23 protein-coding genes are annotated in these 22,074 nt (G+C 40.1%); 6 read left to right on the top strand and 17 right to left on the bottom strand.

Going from position 1 to position 22,074, the window contains the following annotated elements:
• Nucleotides 1–152: 152 nt before the first annotated feature.
• Nucleotides 153–722, top strand: coding sequence for a hypothetical protein (locus AACR11_RS17380; protein ID WP_079324947.1), 570 nt, complete (start codon nucleotides 153–155; stop codon nucleotides 720–722).
• Nucleotides 723–842: 120 nt separating this feature from the next.
• On the opposite strand, the gene AACR11_RS17385 is transcribed toward AACR11_RS17380, so the two are convergent.
• From AACR11_RS17385 to AACR11_RS17405, 5 genes are all read right to left on the bottom strand, one after another.
• Nucleotides 843–1,403, bottom strand: a complete 561-nt coding sequence (locus tag AACR11_RS17385) for a restriction endonuclease (RefSeq protein ID WP_017819279.1) — start codon at nucleotides 1,401–1,403, stop codon at nucleotides 843–845.
• 154 nt (nucleotides 1,404–1,557) lie between these two features.
• A complete protein-coding gene (locus AACR11_RS17390; RefSeq protein ID WP_017819280.1) occupies nucleotides 1,558–2,436 on the bottom strand; it encodes a hypothetical protein in 879 nt (292 codons plus the stop codon).
• 155 nt (nucleotides 2,437–2,591) lie between these two features.
• Nucleotides 2,592–3,839 (bottom strand): hypothetical protein, encoded by a 1,248-nt coding sequence (locus tag AACR11_RS17395; RefSeq protein WP_139374617.1) that lies wholly within the window; start codon nucleotides 3,837–3,839, stop codon nucleotides 2,592–2,594.
• A gap of 157 nt (nucleotides 3,840–3,996) precedes the next feature.
• Nucleotides 3,997–4,725, bottom strand: coding sequence for a hypothetical protein (locus AACR11_RS17400; RefSeq protein ID WP_017819282.1), 729 nt, complete (start codon nucleotides 4,723–4,725; stop codon nucleotides 3,997–3,999).
• Between the two features lie 140 nt (nucleotides 4,726–4,865).
• Nucleotides 4,866–5,294 (bottom strand): hypothetical protein, encoded by a 429-nt coding sequence (locus tag AACR11_RS17405; protein WP_017819283.1) that lies wholly within the window; start codon nucleotides 5,292–5,294, stop codon nucleotides 4,866–4,868.
• A 252-nt stretch (nucleotides 5,295–5,546) separates the two neighbouring features.
• Here AACR11_RS17405 and AACR11_RS29880 point away from each other — a divergent pair, with 252 nt between their 5' ends.
• Complete coding sequence (locus AACR11_RS29880) at nucleotides 5,547–5,849, top strand: hypothetical protein (RefSeq protein ID WP_017819284.1); 303 nt, start codon at nucleotides 5,547–5,549, stop codon at nucleotides 5,847–5,849.
• A 196-nt stretch (nucleotides 5,850–6,045) separates the two neighbouring features.
• Here AACR11_RS29880 and AACR11_RS17410 read toward each other — a convergent pair whose 3' ends face one another.
• The 9 genes from AACR11_RS17410 to AACR11_RS17455 all read right to left on the bottom strand — a co-directional run bounded on the left by AACR11_RS17410 (nucleotide 6,046) and on the right by AACR11_RS17455 (nucleotide 13,823).
• Nucleotides 6,046–6,657, bottom strand: coding sequence for a hypothetical protein (locus tag AACR11_RS17410; protein WP_079324957.1), 612 nt, complete (start codon nucleotides 6,655–6,657; stop codon nucleotides 6,046–6,048).
• Between the two features lie 154 nt (nucleotides 6,658–6,811).
• Nucleotides 6,812–7,273 carry a GNAT family N-acetyltransferase gene (locus AACR11_RS17415; protein WP_017819286.1) on the bottom strand — a complete coding sequence of 154 codons (462 nt, stop codon included), beginning with the start codon at nucleotides 7,271–7,273 and terminating at the stop codon, nucleotides 6,812–6,814.
• Between the two features lie 148 nt (nucleotides 7,274–7,421).
• Nucleotides 7,422–8,066 carry a hypothetical protein gene (locus tag AACR11_RS17420; protein WP_017819287.1) on the bottom strand — a complete coding sequence of 215 codons (645 nt, stop codon included), beginning with the start codon at nucleotides 8,064–8,066 and terminating at the stop codon, nucleotides 7,422–7,424.
• 147 nt (nucleotides 8,067–8,213) lie between these two features.
• Nucleotides 8,214–9,455, bottom strand: a complete 1,242-nt coding sequence (locus tag AACR11_RS17425) for a hypothetical protein (protein ID WP_079324961.1) — start codon at nucleotides 9,453–9,455, stop codon at nucleotides 8,214–8,216.
• Between the two features lie 124 nt (nucleotides 9,456–9,579).
• Entirely contained in the window at nucleotides 9,580–10,053 is a 474-nt protein-coding gene (locus AACR11_RS17430; protein WP_017819291.1) for a hypothetical protein, read from the bottom strand.
• A 731-nt stretch (nucleotides 10,054–10,784) separates the two neighbouring features.
• On the bottom strand, nucleotides 10,785–11,027 hold the full coding sequence (locus AACR11_RS17435) for a hypothetical protein (RefSeq protein WP_339367390.1): 243 nt from the start codon (nucleotides 11,025–11,027) through the stop codon (nucleotides 10,785–10,787).
• A gap of 1,146 nt (nucleotides 11,028–12,173) precedes the next feature.
• Nucleotides 12,174–12,458 carry a HEAT repeat domain-containing protein gene (locus tag AACR11_RS17445; RefSeq protein ID WP_069491637.1) on the bottom strand — a complete coding sequence of 95 codons (285 nt, stop codon included), beginning with the start codon at nucleotides 12,456–12,458 and terminating at the stop codon, nucleotides 12,174–12,176.
• Between the two features lie 223 nt (nucleotides 12,459–12,681).
• A complete protein-coding gene (locus tag AACR11_RS17450) occupies nucleotides 12,682–13,059 on the bottom strand; it encodes a hypothetical protein (protein WP_025769014.1) in 378 nt (125 codons plus the stop codon).
• Nucleotides 13,060–13,247: 188 nt separating this feature from the next.
• Nucleotides 13,248–13,823: a hypothetical protein gene (locus AACR11_RS17455; RefSeq protein ID WP_054824860.1), complete on the bottom strand. Its 576-nt coding sequence runs from the start codon at nucleotides 13,821–13,823 to the stop codon at nucleotides 13,248–13,250.
• Nucleotides 13,824–14,771: 948 nt separating this feature from the next.
• Between AACR11_RS17455 and AACR11_RS17460 the strand changes: the two genes are divergently transcribed.
• Complete coding sequence (locus AACR11_RS17460) at nucleotides 14,772–15,803, top strand: phage integrase (protein ID WP_017819295.1); 1,032 nt, start codon at nucleotides 14,772–14,774, stop codon at nucleotides 15,801–15,803.
• Nucleotides 15,804–16,104: 301 nt separating this feature from the next.
• Nucleotides 16,105–16,464 (top strand): glutaredoxin family protein, encoded by a 360-nt coding sequence (locus AACR11_RS17465; RefSeq protein WP_017819296.1) that lies wholly within the window; start codon nucleotides 16,105–16,107, stop codon nucleotides 16,462–16,464.
• An 83-nt stretch (nucleotides 16,465–16,547) separates the two neighbouring features.
• Here AACR11_RS17465 and AACR11_RS17470 read toward each other — a convergent pair whose 3' ends face one another.
• A complete protein-coding gene (locus tag AACR11_RS17470) occupies nucleotides 16,548–17,171 on the bottom strand; it encodes an OmpA family protein (RefSeq protein WP_017188748.1) in 624 nt (207 codons plus the stop codon).
• 373 nt (nucleotides 17,172–17,544) lie between these two features.
• Between AACR11_RS17470 and AACR11_RS17475 the strand changes: the two genes are divergently transcribed.
• Nucleotides 17,545–18,177: a thiol:disulfide interchange protein DsbA/DsbL gene (locus tag AACR11_RS17475; protein ID WP_029790035.1), complete on the top strand. Its 633-nt coding sequence runs from the start codon at nucleotides 17,545–17,547 to the stop codon at nucleotides 18,175–18,177.
• Between the two features lie 14 nt (nucleotides 18,178–18,191).
• Complete coding sequence (locus AACR11_RS17480) at nucleotides 18,192–18,665, top strand: FKBP-type peptidyl-prolyl cis-trans isomerase (RefSeq protein WP_005453668.1); 474 nt, start codon at nucleotides 18,192–18,194, stop codon at nucleotides 18,663–18,665.
• Nucleotides 18,666–18,731: 66 nt separating this feature from the next.
• Here AACR11_RS17480 and AACR11_RS17485 read toward each other — a convergent pair whose 3' ends face one another.
• Together AACR11_RS17485 and AACR11_RS17490 are read right to left on the bottom strand one after the other, a co-directional pair.
• Entirely contained in the window at nucleotides 18,732–19,622 is an 891-nt protein-coding gene (locus tag AACR11_RS17485; protein ID WP_009696211.1) for a hypothetical protein, read from the bottom strand.
• 38 nt (nucleotides 19,623–19,660) lie between these two features.
• Nucleotides 19,661–22,060, bottom strand: a complete 2,400-nt coding sequence (locus tag AACR11_RS17490; RefSeq protein ID WP_029790036.1) for a fimbria/pilus outer membrane usher protein — start codon at nucleotides 22,058–22,060, stop codon at nucleotides 19,661–19,663.
• Between the last annotated feature and the right edge of the window lie 14 nt (nucleotides 22,061–22,074).

The following is a 22,074-nucleotide window of genomic DNA, read 5'->3' on the forward strand; positions in this document are numbered from 1 at the left end:
ACATTTCTAATGGGGAGAAAAGAGGACATTTCTATCGGGGATTGACAAGATACTATAATGGTGTTATAGATCCTGAAGATTTATATCTAAAGATTAGGAACTGGATGAAAGACCAAATTGAACTTGATGAGATCGAGGCTGAAGGTAGCTAAATGCTAACTAAAACGAAAATTTACATCACTGTATTTGCACTAGTAACTTTCGTAAGTTACTGGTGTTTATATGGAAAGACAGATTTGCTGAGTGAGATAGTTAAGAACATGCGATTCATCGCAATGGCATGTTCAATTTTCTTTTCTGGGCTAATTTTGTACGTAAAAAGTTCGTTAAAAGACCTAGGTAAGTTAGATAAGCTCCGCTCAAAAGAGCTAGTTACTATTAGCAACTTTACCAACGAATGCCATAAGCGAATTTGGGGACAAATCGTGTTTTATGCATTTGTATTTGTCTATGCCCTGATAATGACTGTATGGGTTTTCGAAGATCAAGTTTTTCAAGCACTTAACGTTAGTATTTTTCTAGGTTTACTGGTCGTTGAATTCCTAACTTTAATTGCAACATTCAAGTTAGACCAAGAAATCAATCAATTTAACTCTTTTATACAAGTAAGAGCGAAAAAGATTGAAGAAAAAGAAGCTGCTCTCGAATTACTAAAGGCAGATGACGCTTTTACGGAAAAAGACTTAGAGCATTTCAAGAAACGACGCAAAACTCACTCGTAGTCATAACGCCCAATTAAGGTGTGAGCCACGCAACCACGACACTAAAATTGGACGCCGTAAACACTGAATTTGACCCAAGCTAAAAATGCCAAGCGTGGGGAATCACTCTTAAATTGTTTGTTATATTTTTTGTAGCGTATCACCCAATGAGGTCGCATATTCTTCAGTTAACAATTTCATACCGTACTTTTCATCTCCCTCATAGGAGATAACTTGACCCGCATATCTAGGCAGGTTTAACCAACTTGGCGGAGGTGTAGAAACCCTAGACTTTGTTTCATAAATAGCTTCGCCATCCATGACTCGAACCAAGGCAATACCATGCTCCTCCGCAAATTTAATTGCGCCAGATTGGAAACCAGTCGTCGCAAAAATGAAGCCCTTATGACATCCGGTCGATTGTAGCTTTGCATGTAATAACTGAACTACATCTCGTTTAATAGCGTTCTTATGTTTTTTACACTCAATAAGGATTTTAAAGGTAGCTCCAAAGTGTTCAAATTCGGCATAAACATCAATTTGATACTGACCATCATAAGCATTTAACTTTTGATCATGCTCAACACGTAGATCTGTAATTTCATGCCCCGAAGCCTTAAACCAAGAGCAAACTTGTTTTTCAAACTGAGTTGGGGTGATATCTACGTAACTTTCATCCCACGGAGCAAGCCTTTGTGCCATTGATAAACCTCGAAATTTGAATAAAAATATAACACCCTGTTAAGGTGTGAGCAACGCAATACCTAAGCTGCCGTATAACACCTTAAACACTAAAACCAACGCACAGTAAAAATGCCACGCGTTGCGAATCACTCTTAAATGCTTTGTTAAGTTTTTATACGATCAATCTTGGTATTCGTATACCATTAGGCATGCACACTGAAAAGCCGCCGAGTATAGAAAGCTCACTCATCAAGTTAAAACCAGCAATTTGATAACTATTTTTATCACTTTTATCTGTCGATATGAAAAACTGTTTTGTATCTAAGGTATTCGATATACACACTTGGAGAAAGCCCCCAATAGTTCCACTATCCTCTTCTAGAATGGAGTCAAGTGCATATATTGGGGCGTAATGTATTGGCTTTTTATTCGATATGAGTTTTGCTTTTATACCGTCAATACTGCCAGTAACACGTTCCTTTTGATCACCTAGCACAATACATTCACCATCATTTAGTGATTTCTCAGAAATATCAAGTACCGTTGGGTTAGCAGGCGAGTTCCGTAGCACAATAGTTCGGTATTCTTTTGTTTTAGGGCAACAACCAAATACCAAAAACTCGCACCTAGCACTATTTGGAAAGCTGAAACCTAGACTGGATATGTATGTTTCACCAAGCTTCTTACATAATTCAGAAATTTCCATGAGTGACGGTAACTTTTTTTCATAGGGGTAATCAGGTTGATCGTAGTAATGTAATTCTGATAAGTTACCAACAAAAGTACTTAACATTTCCCTCACGTTACTACCAATTAATGTACTTCCAGCAAACCCAAATCCGAACCTAAATATGCATTTAGGATTACTTCGTTGGATATCTGAATCTTCATAAGTAAACGCAGATATTGATGTTACTTTTGGGCAGTTATCAGTCATAGTCGAGCCACCACTAGAAACCCTCGTATCACTGACGACCCACAATCCATCTCCCAGTACCCAAGCAAGACCTTTTTCTTGCTCAACATTTCTCCAACAAACAATAGATGTCATCCAAACTCCAAAAAAACTTAACGCCGCGTTAAGTGGTGAGCAACGCTACCACCCTACCTAAACCATTGTGCCGTAAACACTAAATTCAAAGCAAACCGAAAATGCCAAGCGTTGGGAATCCGTCTTAAACGCTTTGTTATATCACTTATGCATATTTAAATTACTGAATCAAAAATAAAATCATCAAAAGGAAATTCTAGCAACATCATCACAACCTGACTAGTAATCAAAAATTTAGATTGAGCTAAAACTTGCTTATTCTTTTTAACTTTGTCAAATATACGATTAATTTTTTTGATATCACTTTCAAACAAAATTGAGCCTAGTAAAACCTTTAAATGATCTGCTTCATCCTCATTATTTAAAGCTATTTTGTAGGACACTATTAATGCACAGTATAATGCATATTTTAATTTCAATTCGTTATTATTATTTAACAGTAAAGAAAAAACATGGTTAACTACTAATCGTTTACTTTTTAGTACTTCGTTTCTAATTTTCTCATCAGGAAACCGAGCAAGTAAATCGAGATTATTCTGGATAGTTTCATTAATATACGAATCATTCAATTCTAGTAAGCTTTTTAAACGCGTAGAAGTTGGAGATTGAGCCCATGAATCAAAGGCACTTAATAACTCAGCGTAAATTGAAATAGGAGCACCATCAAGTGTCTTTGTTTTTAAAATTAATTGTTTGATTATTTCATCTGTATCAAATACATCAGCCGTTACCTCTTTTCCACCAAAATGCATTCCTACCAAATCACGATGCTCATCCACAATAGCTTTCTTTGCAACGAATTCTTCAAGAGGTATTAAATTATCCACAAAGCTTGAGTCTAATAATGAGATATCAATCCCGTCTGACTTTATAAAATGATCAATCTCGTAAATTTTCTCCACCTTATAAGCACGTTTAATATCCTTATAACTATCCCCATCAACATCTAATTTTAACCTAAATGCCTCCTCAAATAACTTCACTGAAAAATTAAAAATAAATGGATGAATATCAATATAGCCACTTAAGTTTTGTAATTGTGAATTTACTTTTTTAGCCAAGTCAAAGTTTTCTGATTTATTGATAGCAACGTTCAATATCCCCTTTGGAACTAAGCATACTAGATTTAATTCTGGAGTTAATTTTTCTACTAACTCAGAATTAAACCCTTTTAAATCAGAATCAATTTCACCTGCATGAGTAAAATGATTACGCAACGCCCGTAAAATGAAAAAATCAACATCTAAACCAAATGTTCTTTTATTGAAAGTAGCCTTTTTCAATCGTTCGTTAGCTCTAAAAGCTGAAGAAACAAGATCATTGACAACTTCTTCATTAGGTCTTTTGCAGAACTCACCATATAGTCTAAAATATCGACTAACTTCTTTTTGTAATTGTTCCAACTTATTTTCCTTCATTGTATGCTTATTAAGCCTTGTGATATAATGCCCTGTTAAGGTGTGAGCAACGCAATACCGAAGCTTCCGCATACCACCTCAAACACTAAACGCAACGCATAATAAAAATGCCACGCGTTGCGAATCACTCTTAAACAGTTTGTTATGTGCGTCTTTCTCGTTTTGCTATTTTCTGTTCGAGGTACTCTTTCAAGCCTTTTTGGCTACTATTAAATTTAGTAAGTTCATCACGAGAGTACTCTACGACGTCATTTATTGGGTCTTTTTCCCCATCAAATGATAAAGCAAAGTCATAAATAACTTTTATTGAGCGCTCTTCGATTTCCTCGCCTATAATTTGACTTGCCTTGGCGAAGTAGTCTTTATCCCTCGAAAATGATTCTATCCCTGTATAATCAATTAGCTTATAAAAACGATGACTCCAGAACTCCCTTTCAGATTCATACAGTGCCAACGAGCTAACTGCTTTTGGGCTTATGGCACTTGCTAACTTTTTGGATTGTAAAATCAAGCGTGCAGTGGTCAACCAAACCAAACGATCTTTTACCGGAACCGTTACGGAATCATCATGGGATAGGAAGGCATAGGCTCTCTCTAGACATTTAATAGCATTTGCACAATATCCCTGAGAATCTATTAGCTCTTTCTCAAGATCATTTTTATCTTTCTGCTGTTTGATTGTGAACAACACAGCAACAAAACTAACAAATGCCAATATAGGTGAGATTGTCCCCCCCATAAAGCTACCGAAATCAGCCCATTTACCAGAGTTTGACGAGATATCACTATTATAAAACCTGTTAAGCCATGAAATAATAGGAACAGCTACAAACAATGATGTAAGTACAAAAAACGCACTGTATTTCTTCATCTTTACCTCTAAAGCACATAACGCCGCGTTAAGTAGTGAGCAACGCAACCATGAAACCTAACCATGCCACCGTAAACACTATACTTGATTCAAACTAATAATGCCGAGCGTTGCGAATCTGTCTTAAACGCTTTGTTATGTTAAAGTGGTAGTTTGACCACGTTACCTAAATAAAGAAAATACAAGTAGCAACTAATAGACGATACTACCAAAACTCCCGTTAAAAATGACTTACCTGTTTGAACTGAAGTATGATTCGGAAAACGTTTTCTTAGAATTACATATCTTGGAACATCACGGTCAATTTCCTGCCCCCTTAATCTCCTTAACTCCGTCTCAGCAATAGAGTAGGCGCTAATAACTGCAAAAACCATCAGGAGAATAGCATAAACAGCGAACTCTCTAGACTTTAGTTCCGAAAATACTGTTCCCAGGAGAGTAACTTGTCCTGCCAAAAAACTGGAAAATAAAGTAGAACAGTATTTAGCATAGTCAATATATAGTTTAGCAACCTCAAGTTGCCACAAGGCATCTTCATTATCTTTTTTAGAACGATAATTAAATCTCATGACGCTTGAATTTCTCCTTTAACATAACGCCCTGTTAAGGTGTGAGCAACGCAACACCGATGCCGCCGCATACCACCTTAAACACAAAACGCAACGCATAGCAAAAATGCCACGCGTTGCGAATCACTCTTAAACAGTTTGTTAGTCGCGAGGCACCGAGCGACAATTTTAAGCCAAACTAAACTCTGCGAACAACAAACTTTATGTGCATTGATGCACTTTAGTCAGGCGTAGTCTCAAAGCGGCTATTCAATGAAACCACTTGGAACAAACAACGCCGCAGAAAACGAACTGACAACACCAAAAGGCGCTTTTGGAAAGCTAATATCACAGTGCGGAATTTCAACGAAGTCACTGAAACCACGTGGAACTTACCACACCAGAGAAAACGTCACTTCAGCGAGTAAATCGGCTTTTGTACCGGCAAACTCACCGAGCGGAGTTGCAACCAAAAACAGACTCTCGATTGCCCTACTCTGTAAGCACCAAAGAACAAAACAACCGCTAGGGCAGGTACAAAACTTTGGACTTAAAACAGCTAGAACTAAGCTCTGATGATCTACGATTAATCGGTGTACCAAGCAAACAGCTACTAAATTTTAAGCTCAGAAACATGATTTTGATTGCTAGCTTTTTCTGGCGACTAACGCCGCATTAAGGTGTGAGCAACGCTACCACAAAACTTAACCATACCACCTTAAACACTAAGCCCAACGATGGAATGAAAAATGCCAAGCGTTGGGAATCACTCTTAAATTGCACGTACTGCACCAAAGCTTTCTGCTATAACGTAAGAATTACCTAACTCAAAGACAGACAAGCTTGGGTAACTTATGAATTCTGAACCTGTCCAATGTTTTGGAGCGCCTACCTCAATGGGCTTGATATTTATTGGCAGTGCACTTAGCTCTTGAGTAATTTTGTCAGCCAATGGTTTGGGGAAGCGACCTAAAGTACCAAATTTAGCTTTCACGATCCCATTTACTGTTGGCTTTTGATTCAAGAACCGAACTAAGTATTCTGCTTTTCCCAATATCTCTACACAGGCGCTAAAAAGAACACCAAGAAGTGACTCTGGGCTGCATGAGTTCTCCGAAAAAAACAGGTCAATTTCTACTTCTTCGTATGGAATTAAAAGAGGAGAGTTCTTGGATATAGAAAGTAACTCTTCGTCAATAGAACATAAAGACTCTTCAACGACGCCAATACACTGCACTTCCCAAAGTTCAGGGGCTGCCTCATTGTGCATCAATACTGAGAGGCTAATCCTCAGCTCGTCCGCATACCAATCAGCATCAACGATGCGAATATTACCTTCTGCTTCATCAAACTCTGTTTGAATTCTTTCTAATAGTTCTTTCATGTAATCCTAAGTGCATAACGCCCAATTAAGGTGTGAGGCACGCCATACCGATGCTCCCGCATGCCACCTTAATCACTAAAACCACCGCATAGTAAAAATGCCACGCGTGCCGAATCGCTCTTAAATTGTTTGTTATGTTTTGGTGTTCATCGAGCTAATCAAACTTTTTGAATAGATTATGCCCAGTGATCCCATACCCAAGACGAGTGTACAGCCTTAAAGCACCATTATTGCCATTTGCAACATGGAGCTTCAACCTTGTAATACCACTTTGTTTGAGGCGGGATTCAAGGTTTTTTATTACTAATTCGCCATAACCTGAGTTGCGATACTTTTGCTCTATGAAGAAGTCACAAATAAAAGCGGTTGAGTCTTCTACACTCTCTATGTACCAAAGATGACCTATAGATAGCTCCCCCAATTTAATCGAACAAACATAGTTACCGTCAGTATCAAGCTTATTAGGTAGTCTCATCTCGAAGTCTAGGGAAGCGAACTCAAAAGATTTCCTTTCAGAGTAGCCATAATTGGAGCTGATAGAACCAGCGTATTCTCGTATAAAGTTTTCACGAAAGAGGTCAAAACAACTAGGTTCCATTTCAAATAGACTTATCACTTTACCCTCCTAAATCCTTGGAGTTGATTAAAAACATAACGCCCCGTTAAGGTGCGAGGCATTCACCTAACTTAAAATAGACACCGTAATCACACGGCTAAAATAAAGCAAAAATGCCAAGCGTGCCGAGTCACTCTTAAACGGTTTGTTATACCTCGGTTGCAAACCTAGTTCTTACGGATTGGGCAATAAGAAATCCGCTCATTACTACCCCCAAATAAGCAACTGCTTCGTAGAGTCCAGCTAAGACAAACAGACCAACTACGAATAGAACATAAACCCCACTAGCTATATTAAGTGTCATCCTGTATGTACGGGAGTGATCAAACAAACTGATAATCAAGACCACAAAAGGAAAAGTTATTGCAAAGATCATTGCAGCTAAAGCATAAAGAATCGGATGAGGGGAAACGCTTACCCACTGAATAGTGTCAAGAAAATGAGCAGAAATAGCTAACCCTACCAACGCTCCAATAATGCCTAACCCCATAACAACAGTAGCCTCAACTACTCTAACCGTAAATCGCATAAACAACTTGGTCTTGTCGCTTAGGTCAACGGGTCTTGTTCCTAACCTTGTTACTATTGCGACGAATACGAGTGCTGATAACATAAATAATGCAAAAGTTACTACAGACAATGGTCCTGTGGCTGCTGCCATCGTGTCGTCAGACAAAGGTTCAGAGAAGCCCCAAATAGACCCAATGAAAAGGTTTACAAAAAAACCATAAATTCCAAAAATGAGTAGAGCAACCCCTCCAGATTTAGCTCCAAACTTTGTCAAATACTCCACTTTAAAAAGTTCTCCTTATCGATAGAGGTATAACGCCCTGTTAAGGTGTGAGCAACGCAATACCGAAGCTGCCGCAGACCACCTTAAACACTAAACGCAACGCATAGTAAAAATGCCACGCGTTGCGAATCACTCTTAAACAGTTTGTTATATTTGATATTCAAAATCCTCATCAGTTATCATGGACTGTCCAACTCCGCTTGATAGTATTGATGAAAATTTAGAGTATGACGTGAAGCTTTGGTCGATGGCTATTCCTTCGTGATCTTTATTGTTTGAGTCCGTAAAATTGTAAAATCTACCAATTATCAAGCCAGAGCTTGCGTAGAGTAATTCACCAGCAACTTTTATCACTTGATCTTTTTTATTCTTTATTTCACCTTCTGCACTTTTTATGTTTTCTTCAAAAGACAGATTCACTATTGAATCAAAATCTTGTTGAATCAAGCAATTTATCACACGGTCATCAAAGCCTAGGAAAATAAAATCACCATCAATTTCTAAAAAATCACCCGTACAGTTTTCGATGCCTTCAACTGTATAGTTCTTCTTTTTTTTCTTTAGAGAAACTGGATAAGTAAATTCTTTCCCAGACATAGTCTCAAGTAGTTTCAACGAAAATATAGAAATATTATCAACCAGTTCGATAGTTTTTATTCTCGCATAGAGTGATGTGAGCAAATGCGAACTAGATATAACTCTTAATAAACTCAGATAATAGTTCAATCTAGTCAAAACCTTAAACTTATATGGTTCATATTCAAACTTTATGGGTTCAGGATCTAAAACTGTAGCTTCAGGTTTAGTCGCTTTATCTTGATAGAATGAGGTAACAACACCATAAAGGTAACTAGTATTTTTCTCAGCTCTTTGTGCAGTCTTCTTCTCGAGAATTGAACTAACCATGTTACTTTTCGAAACGCCTTTGAATGTACCTTTAGATTCAACTTGCAAAAATTGATTACCATCACTTGCAATTTGGAAGTCTAATGTCTTAACAATGTTGGTTTCCGGTATTTTCACCCAGTCAGCATGAGTCAGGTTATGAGTTTTACTAATGACAGCTAAAGAAACTCCGATTCCAACTCCTTCAGATATTGATCGTGGAAATGCACTTTCATCTGCTTCTTGGTGTGCGCATAGAAATTCTGACTCTCTATCAATATAATCATTGAACATCCCCCAACGGCTATCGACTTTTAATTTTAAATCATTGAATGTCTTAAACCCTATACGAGACTCGCTTTGCTCACCAAATAAGAAGTAAACAAGAAAGTCAGCTCCGAGATAAAAATCTCCTTTAGTTAGGTTCTCTAAAGTATCACTCTTAGGATACTTTTTTAATAGCTGTCGGTGCTCTTCATCGTGAATATTTACTGTTACTTTCATATTTCCCTCTAAAAATATAACGCCCTGTTAAGGTGTGAGCAACGCAATACCAATGCCGCCGCATACCACCTTAAACACAAAACGCAACGCATAGTAAAAATGCCACGCGTTGCGAATCACTCTTCTAATTATTTTCTGCGAACTTATGTTTAACTAACATACTCTTACCGTTTTCTAAAACCTTGCGACCTTCTACCAAATATTCAATTTTTGTGGTTTCATCTCTTTCGAATGCGGTTACGGTAACAACACCGTTGTTAAACTCGACATTATCGACCCCACCACATGCATTCAGCGCAGGACTAAAAGAAGCCTCTCCTTCAGATAGTTTCACAATCGACAAAACCTCTGCACACCCTCTGCCACCAGTAACGCCACGTAAAACAATATAATTGGAGTCATCAGACATACCTAGTAGCTGACCATCAACTTCCAGAAACTCACTATTACCTAACGACTTACCGTTGAGTTTATATGATTGGTAGTACAAGCCATCAGCTTCAATTTGAAAATCGCCAAAAGAAGTGGTGATAACATTTTGAGCATTTACTGAACAAGCTACAACTAACGTTGTTAACGTTAAAATTTTATTTTTCATTATTTTCCTCATTATTATTTTATTAGCCTAACGCCTTGCTAAGGTGTGAGTAACGCAATACAAAAGCTACCGCACAGCGCCTTAATCACCATAAGCCACCGCAAAGTAAAAATGCCACGCGTTACGAATCACTCTTAAGCAATTTGTTAGTACATGCGCTACTTCTATTTATGCGCTCCAAGATATTGAAAAGTCGCATAATATGAAAGGCTTTGAACACTGAAGTGAGACGGGCAGCTACAAAACTTAAAATCGATAGAGAGACGAGAGTTGGCTAGAAGAAAAACGCACTGAACTGCCCTACTTTCATTGGCTTCAAATTAGAAAAGGATTCTTTCCTCGTACTTCAACAGCCACACCCAAAATAATCAAGGTTCTCTCAAAAGCCACCACGAAAATGAAGAAGCGCCAAAGAAATAGGCTAAGAGTTAGAAACCGTAAACGGTGAAATCAAAGCGAACACTTCACATATAGTGCCACCGGAAAGAACGTGAAAAGCACTAACTGAAAGGTGTAAAGACGAGCGCCAAAACAGATAAACACCAAAGCTTATGACCTTTAATGCCAAACCCGTACTAACGCCCTGTTAAGGTGTGAGCAACGCCATACCGAAGCTCCTGCATGCCACCTTAAATACAAAACGCAACGCATAGTAAAAATGCCACGCGTTGCGAATCACTCTTGTTTTAAGATTCAGCGTTACACCTTATTCGCCTTTAGTTAGATCCTAGTTAACCCTCACAGTGTATGGTGTAGATAGGAGTCTCAGCGCTTACACGCAATAATGTGAATGAATCTGTAGATTCAATCGGTGATAGCATAAGTCTATTTTCTATGGCAGTTTTCACCCGTTCAGCTTCTTCTTGAGAGTCAACTTGAATTAGAAACTGTCCGTTCAAATCCTCATCTAAAGGGTAAATAAAGAATACACCGTCTTCTGCATTAATGCCTAAAATCATTTTTCCGCTTTCCAATACGTGACCAAAGAAAAGTATGATATTAAGCACATAGTGGTTATGCAACTGAAAACTAACGCCCTGTTAAGGTGTGAGCAACGCAATACCGAAGCTCCCGCATACCACCTTAATCACTTAAACCAACGCATGGTAAAAATGCCACGCGTTGCGAATCACTCTTAAACAGTTTGTTAGAGCTCACTGCTCTTTAATCTGGGTAATATGGCTTTAAAACCATTTTAAGCTTATTGCATACGTCCACGTAATATTGATGTGATTCACTACTCCATGAACTCTTTAAACTCAGTATTTCTAGGAACAAGTCTTTACTGGCTAATTGGACTTCCTCTGGCTCAGATTCTAATTGTTCGAGGATTAGCTCGATTTTTGAGAAATGTCCTCCTTGTTCAACTGTAGATGTTACACAACTTAGCATTACTAATCTTTTATAAATATTTATCATATAAACCTCTGACGGCGAGTGAAGAACTCTAATGTATCAGAAAGTTAATTCTCACATTAATTACATAATAGTGATACAGAAGTAATGGTCATTTGAGCTCTAACGCCTTGTTAAGGTGTGAGGCACGCAATACCTAAGCTTCCGCATAACACCTTAACCACCAAACCTAACGCATAGTAAAAATGCCACGCGTGCCGAATCACTCTTGAACAATTTGTTATGTGCGTTGCCAACCTTTAGCCACTAAATACTTATCAGGGATCCTTAAGCGAACTTCCTCATCAATTTCGGCGAGAGTATCTATTAAATCTGGATAACTAACTTTGCGTGATAGAAGACTGAAGCTTATACCTTTCGATACTTCACTGAAAAATAGGCTATTTCGCTCAAAATTGATCCTAACTACGGAATACCTATAAAGGGAAAACTCAAGTACAAACCTCTGAAATGGTATGTTAGTACTTTCTGAAGTACAAAAGTCATCAGCAGCACTCCCCCAGTAATCAGATATTTGAGTGACTATGCTCGCTTCAATTTCGTCGATATCCCTTCGATGATCCATAATGTTGATAGCTCCAAGCACATAACGCCCTGTTAAGGGGTGAGCAACGCAATACCGAAGCCGCCGCATACCACCTTAAACACTAAACGCAACGCATAGTAAAAATGCCACGCGTTGCGAATCCCTCTTAAACAGTTTGTTAGGCTAATTTTCGACCTGCACGCCCCAGAGCTTTTAAAACCTGCTCTCGATAAGTGGAATGAGATGAGTAAATTCTCATGATTTCTTTGACCGCCTCTTCGCCGCCGGCTTCTCCTAATGCATGTAAAACCTGCTCACGATATGTAGAGTGGGATGAATAGATTCTCATAATTTCTTTAACGGCATCTTCACCGCCTGCTTGCCCTAAAGCTTTTAGTACTTGCTCACGATAGGTAGAATGAGAGGAATAAATTCTCATGATTTCTTGGACTGCCAAACTCATAATACATCCTTAATTTTATATTTAATTACAACAATTTGATTGGTTAAATTTGGGCATATCTAGTAGCTCAAGGGAAACAAAGTTTAACTTTCCCCAATTGTGAGCCTAACGCCCTGTTAAGGGGTGAGCAACGCAATACCGAAGTCGCTGCATACCACCTTAAACACTTAAATCAACGCATAGTAAAAATGCCACGCGTTGCGAATCCCTCTTAAACAGTTTGTTATGCGATTGGTGATGATAACCGTGAATTTGCCATTCGCACAACTTGACGTATCGGTTGTAATTGAATTTCTGAAATAATCGCTGAAACATATCCAACAACTATAAGGGGGATTCCAACCGACAAACCAAACCACACAGATCCACTTAATTCAGGCTGCCCCCACTGACTGTAGAGCGATGACATGATAGAAGAAAAGATCAACGTCAAAGATAGTAACTGAATCCAAGTATGACTAGATACGACGAATGTATTCGAATAATAATTTTTGCTAATTGTAGCCTTACCCGCGAAACCTCCAATCTTTACTCTAATCTTTGAGTTACTACCAGATATTTCGTAACCCTGAGAAACCAATTGATCAATTATTTCTTCCACTTTGAAACTCCTTTTTACTGGGTCGCATAACGCCCTGTTAAGGGGTGAGCAACGCAATACCAAAGTCGCCGCATACCACCTTAAACACTAAACGCAACGCATAGTGAAAATGCCACGCGTTGCGAATCACTCTTAAACAGTTTGTTATAACCGTTTCCCATGTGCGCTAAATCACTCAAAACGGTTTGCTATTGCCCTTTGGCTGTCATCACCCACTCTTCTTCGGACATCTCTAATCGGTGTCTAATTTCACAAATATGCATTCCAAACTTCTTAGCAAACATTTTATCTATTACTCTAAACGCCAAATCATTTTTTTGCTGTGCTTCGACGGAAGAAGCTGTTCCAAAATTAAAACTAGATCCTATAGTTTGATTATATAAGTCAATGAAAGGCTTAATCTCCCTCTTTTCGTCATCATCTAACTCTTGGAATAACGTTCTTATCCTGTCAAGTTCACCTCTCCCGTATTTATAAATATCTTGATTAACATGGTTACCTTTTTCAACTTCAGTTAATCCTGTCAAATCTACTGCTGCCAACTTGATTCTATATTCTCTTTCTTCAATTTCTTCCATAGCCAACTGGAAAATGGTATCAAATTCAGACACCTTATTTTTTCCTTCTTGAGTAAGAAAGCTAGAAAATATACAGATTCCAGTAACATCTTTAAGTACTCGATGGTAAATATCATTGGCTTTCACGCCATCCGTATCTTTGAAACGTTCAATACTCTGAATCACTTCTTCTTTATTTATTATCATTATTAACTCCAAACATTTTATTCATAGTAGGTTATAACGCCCTGTTAAGGTGTGAGTAACGCAATACAGAAGCTCCCGTATACCACCTTAAACACCAAACGCAACGCATAGTGAAAATGCCACGCGTTGCGAATCACTCTTAAACAGTTTGTTATATTAAATATACCCCTGCTTCCTTTGCGTACGTCGAAATAAGCTTTAAAACACTTTCATCCGAGAAATAGAAATTGTGAGTAAAATCACAACCCTCAAAGTAAATAATGCCTAACTGAGGTATTACAAACTTAAACCTATCTTTATCTGGAACTCTGTAATCAGAGGGTAAGAGCGTTTTAAATCGAGCATTATCCGACGTGAACTTCCTGTACGTGATTCTGGTCGAATAACGTCCCTTGTATAAAACCAGATAACATTCATATGAATCACTAAGTAGGCAGACAAACTTATGTAAGCGACTGTTGTATTCATTTTGCATAGAACTCGTCACATCTTGAAGCATTGCCGTCGCTTCGTTAGGCGACAACCAATGGTCAAAAACAGAGACTGATGTGCTTTTGATACATGTATCTTCACCATCATGCATACCAACAAGCGCATCATGAAGATGCTGATATTGATGCTGCAATTCTTTTTGAACTAGCGAGGGTAAGCTTATAAATCGTCTACTCTTCATATTTAACCGTTTAATATAACGCTAATTAGACGGATAAAAGCCGTTTATAACCTCATATATTGCCGTCTTTCAATGATTACTTCAATTTATAATCAATAGGTTAGTGATCTAACTGATAAGTTAGAATGCTTTGGGAAGCATAACCCTCGATCGACTTATTGTAGATAAGACTTAGCGAGGAAAATATGACTTATATTCGCAATAGTGCAACTTTGTCGTTGGCATCATAACCATCTTTATATACTGTATATAAAAACATAGACCACTTATTTTCTATGACTGTTAGAAATCTTAAAGACGGCAGTAAAAAGCCATGGTTGTGCGAGTGTTATCCAAACGGTCGGGATAACGCGCGTGTTCGAAAACGCTTTGCTACCAAAGGCGAAGCGAGTTCGTATGAACTTTTTTTGATGCGGGATGTAGACGCTAAACCATGGCTAGCACAGAAGCCAGACAATCGCCGATTAAGCAAACTGGTTGAAATCTGGTATTTACACTATGGGCGAACACTGGCAAAAGGAGATGCCATCACTCAAAAATTTCATCACATGGTGCAAGCAATGGGCGACCCAGTCGCATCGACGCTTACTGCGAAGATGTATTCGGATTTTCGTAGTAAAAGGATGGCTGGCGAACTCATATTTGTAGACCAACGCTGGAACCGTGGAAAGCCAAGCATTTCTACACTCAATTACGAACTCGGTCGTTTTAAAGCTGTGTTTAACAAACTTATTGAACTGGGGGAATGGAAATTACCAAACCCCATAGAAAATGTGAAACCGTTTAAAGAGTCAGAACATGAGATGGCATTTCTCGCACATGAGCAAATCATTAAGTTACTTAATTATGCTGAACACCATAAGCAAGCAGACATGATTAAGATCATCAAACTCTGCCTCTCTACTGGAGCTCGTTGGAATGAAGCTGCTCAACTGACAGGCGCACAGCTTTCCCAGTTCAAAGTAACGTTCACCAAAACAAAAACAAAGAAAAACCGCACAGTTCCAATATCAGAAGAACTCTATAATGAAATCTACAAGCCAACTTCTGGGCCATTATTTGAAGAGTGCTATACACCTTTTTGCTATATTTTAAAAAACAAATTGGGGGCAAGTATTCCTAAAGGTCAAGCATCACGTATCCTCCGCCATACATTCGCCAGTCACTTCATGATGAACGGAGGTAATATACTAGTGCTTCGAGATGTGCTAGGGCATGCAGATATAAAAATGACCATGCGTTACGCACATTTCGCGCCAGATCACTTAACTGATGCAATTACGCTCAACCCACTCAACAACGTATAGTTTACTTCGTCATATTTTCTAACGTCTGCCGCCAGTTTGTCGCCACTTGCCAAAATCCGGTGAAGTTATAACTGACTCGAACGCGTCAACTTAATGCAGAGTCCCTATCTTGGTAAAGACGCTAACCCAGTAAAAGCAAGCGGGTTATTGGGCTGGATGAAACACCTTTCCTTATAAAAAACATGGTTTTGTCCAAACCAAACACCTGATAGACTACTTACCTCTCATGTAGCGTTTAGGTTAAGTAAGTTCGTTGCATGATATACAAGGACACTCATCCACTGAACATCAAGGGATCATTATGAAGTTTATCCGTTGGATTTTGGGAAAAATCATTCTACTTCTCAATGCAGTATTCTCTCCCCGTGGCGTTAAACGTTCGGCAGAAGCACAGAAAAGCGTTGATGATAAAGCCAAAAACTACGCACTGTACCAATTTGAAGCTTGTCCTTTCTGCGTAAAAGTTCGACGTGCTATGAAACGTCAATCCGTGAACATTGAATTACGTGATGCGAAAAACGACCCAGTACATCGCGAAGCACTTGAACAAGGTGGTGGTCGTGTAAAAGTACCTTGTCTGCGTATTGAAAAAGATGGCGAGACGCAATGGCTTTACGAGTCTTCAGACATCGTCGCTTACATTGAAAAAGAATTTGCCTAGTTCCCCCTAAGAACATTGGCGGATGCAAAAGAGGCACCATACGGTGCCTCTTTTCTTTTATCTCAATTCAATGATATGGGCGCTTACTGATCGACAATCAGCATCAGTTCCACTCGACGATTACATGCCTTACCGCTTGCTGTGGTATTACTGCACTGCGGCACATATTCGCCAAAGCCACGAGAGAACACTCTTTGACGAGGCAAGCTGGTTGCAAGTAGCTGCTTTTCTACCTCACGAGCACGCTTTTCCGATAACGAATCATTAAAACTCTCTGCGCCTGTACTGTCTGTATGACCGTCTATCACCACATCAACATCAGTACGCCCGGCAAGATAATGTCCAAGATTGCGGATCCAGTCTTGAGATTGCGATGATAATCTCGCAGAGCCCGTTTGGAAATGCACTTGTTCTTTCAAACGCACCATAAGGTGGTCGCCACTGATGGTTTCATGGGCGATATGATGTCTATTTAAAAACATCTCCAGTGACGTCACGCCCTGTGACTTTTTTCCAGCTGTACTCGGAGTCTGAGCAACATAACGTGGAGTTGACACGTAAGATTTCGCGTAACCCCACTCTGGATGTCTTAGCTCTGAGTTAGTTCTCGGGGCAGTATCGAGAATATTACCGCCCGGAACCATATCTGAATTAATACTCGTGCACCCGGCTAATAGACCGCATGCCACTAAAAACCAATGCTTCATACCGTTACCAACGTAGAATGAATTCCTGTTCACTGTGTCGGCTTAAATCGCCCAAACTTTAGTGCCTATTACCATATTTTCTTCAATACACAAGCACAGTTCATGCCAACGATTTAAGTTGGGCATTCATTTTTATCAAACATTATTTGGTAGATAAGAGAGCAAAGAAAATCTCGTTAACTAAACTGTCGCTTAATGGCGTTTCACTTCACGAATTTTCAATAGCTGAGCGCACTAAACACAACGTCATTGCCATGTTTTGTCTAAACTTTCTTCGATTGTCTCACTTTAGTGTAACAAGCCGTATTAATGGTTTTCGTCGATACCGTTAACCGATAAACTAGCACCAATTTTACTATTTAGAGCCTTACCCATGTTCAAAACCATTTCTAAAGGCGCTGCACTTTTTGCCGCAGTTTTTGCCCTAACAGCTTGTGACAACGGCAATAGTCAGCCACAACAAGGCAAGCAATACGAAGTTCTGCCAGTTTCTCTTGCTGAATACAACTTAGCACCAGTAACTGAAGCGTTTTCTCTCACCTGTGGTCATTGTCGTACGATGGAGCAGTTCGTTCCTCAAATTGAATCGTTGACAGAACAGAAAGTTGAGAAGATGCACGTTACCTTTAACGAAAGTGCGCAAATCAGCGCGATCATTTTCTATACAGCGGCAATGCAAGTTAACGGCACTCCGGACAAAGCGTTTATGGAAGAACTATTTGCTGCCGTTCAAATGGGTGCAGATGCAACAGCCGATGAGCGCCAAGCAGCGGTAGAGAAAGCTTTTGAGTCTCGTAACCTAGTAAGCCCTTACCAGCTAGACGACGCACAACAAGCGAAACTGTTTAAATATATTACTAAAGCAGAAGAGATCACGACTCGTGGTCAAATCAACTCAGTTCCTGCCTTCATCGTAAATGGTAAATACCAAGTAATCACTGGTGGCCACGAGACCGTTGAAGCAATGGCTGACACTATCAACTACCTGCTAAAACAACCAAAATAAGACAAGGAGCTACTGTGTCTAAATTTCTGTTTCCTCTTATTATTTTCGTCCTAGCGGCATTCTTTATCTACCGTACTTGGACAAACCACAAAGCGGCAGACGAAAACTTTGCAAAAGGGCAAGAGTTCCTGCTAGAAAACAGCAAGAAAGAAGGTGTGATTACCACAGAGAGTGGTCTGCAATACCTTGTTCTTGAGAAAGGAACGGGCGACGTTCATCCAACTGCAACTAGCAAAGTGAAAGTTCACTACCATGGCACGCTTATCGATGGTACGGTTTTCGATAGTTCAGTAGAACGTGGTGAGCCGATCACATTCGGTCTAAATCAGGTGATTAAAGGCTGGCAAGAAGGTCTGCAATACATGGTTGTGGGCGAGAAAATCCGCCTGTTCGTGCCAAGCACACTTGGTTACGGTAAAAACGGTACTGGCCCTATCCCACCAGCAAGTGTACTGATCTTTGATGTGGAGCTATTGGACATCCAATAATCCTCAGCAAGAACAAAAAAACGCCGCATCAATTGCGGCGTTTTTATTCGTCTCAACTTACGTTAGTCAGTAGGCAATCAAACTAATGGTCATCTCATCTTCATATAACCCTGCAGCAGCACCTGGCACTGCCTTATTTTCAAAAGCCATATTGAAGCGAGTTTGGTTCCCACGGTGAGTATTTAAAAGCACCGGACTATCCAACCCAAGAGTCTGACCTTGCAAAAATGTGGTGTACGGAACTTTATGACTCGGTTTCCTAGTATTGACAAGGTGCCCATGATTCAACGAGTCGAGCTCAAGTTTTACGGAAGCGTTGCTCACCACGACAATGTCCAAATCCCTTCGGTTTTGCTTGGTTAAATTCCCCATATCCACTGTCACTCTTGCCCCAGAAACAGACACATTGGAACTTGAATTTGCCTCTATGCGTGCTCGTACGAATGGCTTTATCGTGTAGTCGAGCCCTGCATTTCTCACACCAACTTCAACTTGCTTGCCAAGTAACGAAAATTCAAAATCTGCCCGATAATTGCCCGGTTGCATGGTTTTTCCTTCGGGCACTTGCACCCAAAAATCGACCTGCTTACTACCACGGCTTGGTAGTAAAAAGTCTCCTTGAGGGGTTCTATTTAGGCTTTTTCTTTGCGTGTTAAGGACGGTCGAATTGATCTTACCTTGAGGGCCAGAAACAACCTGCTGCCAACCATTTGAAGGCTTGATGACAATGCCGCTCATACAGTTAACTAGTTGGCTATCTAACTCTATTTTGCCTTGAAACCACAAGGTATCAGGTTGCGTCACATGAGGTTTATAAGGTGTATCATTGATGCTTACCCTAAATGTCCCCCCACACTGCGCTTCGCTGGCATCATTCGCCAACAACGGTGAAGCAAAAGCAGTAAGAAATAGCACGGTTGCGAATGTTAAGACATCACTGCGATTAACTGTTTTCATCCTGTTCTCCTTTTCCTTTACCAGTACAATGCGCTAAATTATTTGTCATTGTTCGGCATTACTGTGATTTCACCTAAATCGATTAAGCTCGTATCAGACTCAGGAATCGAGATAACGACAGGGCTAATCTGTAGTCCATAAAGCTCAACTGTATATATGCCAGGACGTAGACCTTGAATGAAGAATCGTCCTTGCTTGTTGGTAAAAAACTCAATTTGTTCATCATCAACCAACACACGCCCTTGTCGGTACTCGATAGGTTCACCACTAAGACGATTCAAATAACCACTCGCCGTGTATGACGCATCGGACCCTATCGTCAACAAATATCCGGTTGCCGCCGCCGGCATTAGCTCAAGTTTGCCATCTCCCCAGTCATAACCAACAGGAGAATCCATCACGTTATAATCCATCGCATAGCGAGCATAAGGTTGGGAGATCGAGACAAGACCATTAAGATGCTTTGTCGCCATTGCGGTTGGTCTTCCTTGGGAGTCTACATCTAGGTTCGCAGTCGCTTCACCCAACGTCGGGTGCATTTCTGCCACAACAAAAGGGCCACTGGTCGCACGTCCCCACCCCCAATCACCGTCAACCATTCCAACTGCAGTCGCTAGGCGCAGTGAAGCTTGATATTGCTCGGTATCTTCTTTTCTCACTACATCACGGCTCACTTCGGACTCTGCTCTAAAACGATTTGCGGTGTAACTCAATTGAGCTCGTTGGGTATCACGAAATTCGTCCTGCTCAGCTTCGATTCTTACGCCATAGTCACCAACGTAGTTCAAACCTTCATTACTAAAATACGCTCGGCTCCGTTCATTCTCACTGTTGTAAGAGAGACCTATACGATTTCCATGCTCATCCGAATACCAATTGTATTCAAAGGTAAACAAGAAACGCGTATCCGGTTCGTTATAACGCTCGGATTCTTCGTATTCGCTGCCAACCCCTACCGTAAAACCACCATGTCGCCAATTTAGTAAGACCGAACCACGTAACTCATCGTCATCAGGAGGGAGCTGAGTCAGGCGTCCTGTTAATGTCAGATCAAATTTACTGTTTATCTGCCAAAAGTAATTTGCGAGATATTGTGTATATGAGTTGCCTTTTTGGGATTTTTTCCAAGGTTTGTTTTGAAAATCATCCGATTTTTCAATCGCAAAACGTAGGTTGGGAGATTGGCTTTCCCCACTTCCCAAAATGCTGTTTTCATAATCAAGGGAAGCTATCCAACCGTCTTCTCCCGAACTTGCAGAGCTTAGCGAATAACGAGCAGTCACATTCCCTACACCGCTTTTGAAAGTAAACAGAGCCCCAAATATCGAACCATCTTGAGCATATAAGCCGTTTGCACCTGCGGTTAACCAGTCAGTGACACCATATTCTAAGTAACCTGTCGCTACCCATTCCTCTTCGTATTCTACTTGACGGTTGTCATAGATGATTGGCTGTCCAACGGAAAACGAGTAATCAATCAGACCTTTTTTCAACAGCTTAGCGTTGTAAAATTGAGTAAAGCGCAATACTTCTTGCTTACCAGAAACGTAGTTGACGACAACCGTAATATCGTTAGCACCGTTATCTAAGATCAGATTCTTGAGGTTGTAACGTCCCGGTTCCAATCGCCCACCAGAAATTCGTTCACCGTTGACATAAACTTCCACTTCAGCGGATTCGAGCAGAACAAGTTGTTGGCTACTCTCTGGGCTTGTCTCACGATCCGGTTGTAAGTCAGCGTATCGACTCTCAATAGAAAAACCACCCAAGGACATGCCATAAATATGTCCGGATTCACCGCTGATAACATCCCCTGTGGAAGCACGCATCGGTAAGTTTGGATCATCATAGAAAGCAATCCACTCACCTCGGGAAAACTTTGTGGTTTCGTTATCCGCTTCAAGATAATTGGCTAAAAGAAAATTCACACCACTGGCACCACCGATATTGCCTTGTGACAACCAATCCAGCGACGAATCCCAAGTCTCAACATCCTCTTGCCAATAATTGTTATAGGCGAAGCTAAAACTGTTTAACCAGTTTATCGAGCCACTTTCAGAGGGAATAAAATCGGGATAGCCAGACGACAAAGTAATGTCTTGTTCGCTAAGAATTTGTGCCGAGAGCCGAACGTCAATAAACAAGGATTCAGTATTAAGTGTCACCTCGATACCTCGCTCAGCGAGTGTTTCGATATCAACGAATGTTGACGGCTCTGAACCAAAAAACTGCGACCACCATTCCGGACTCACGCGCGTTCCGAGCAAATCTTGGAGGGCATCGACAGACACTCGCTCAAGAGCCATGCCGTTTATTTCAACAGGGAGTTCGCCAAGCTGATTTTGTTCATACACAAGGGGTAAGGAGAGGCTGTAAGAGCTTCCCCATACAGCCCCAGAAATAAGGACAGCGATCGATACGACGAATGCGCGCCACATTGTAACCTTCCGTG

Origin of the sequence: Vibrio sp. L85 (genome assembly GCF_963871815.1) — a bacterium.
Lineage (GTDB): Bacteria > Pseudomonadota > Gammaproteobacteria > Enterobacterales > Vibrionaceae > Vibrio > Vibrio harveyi.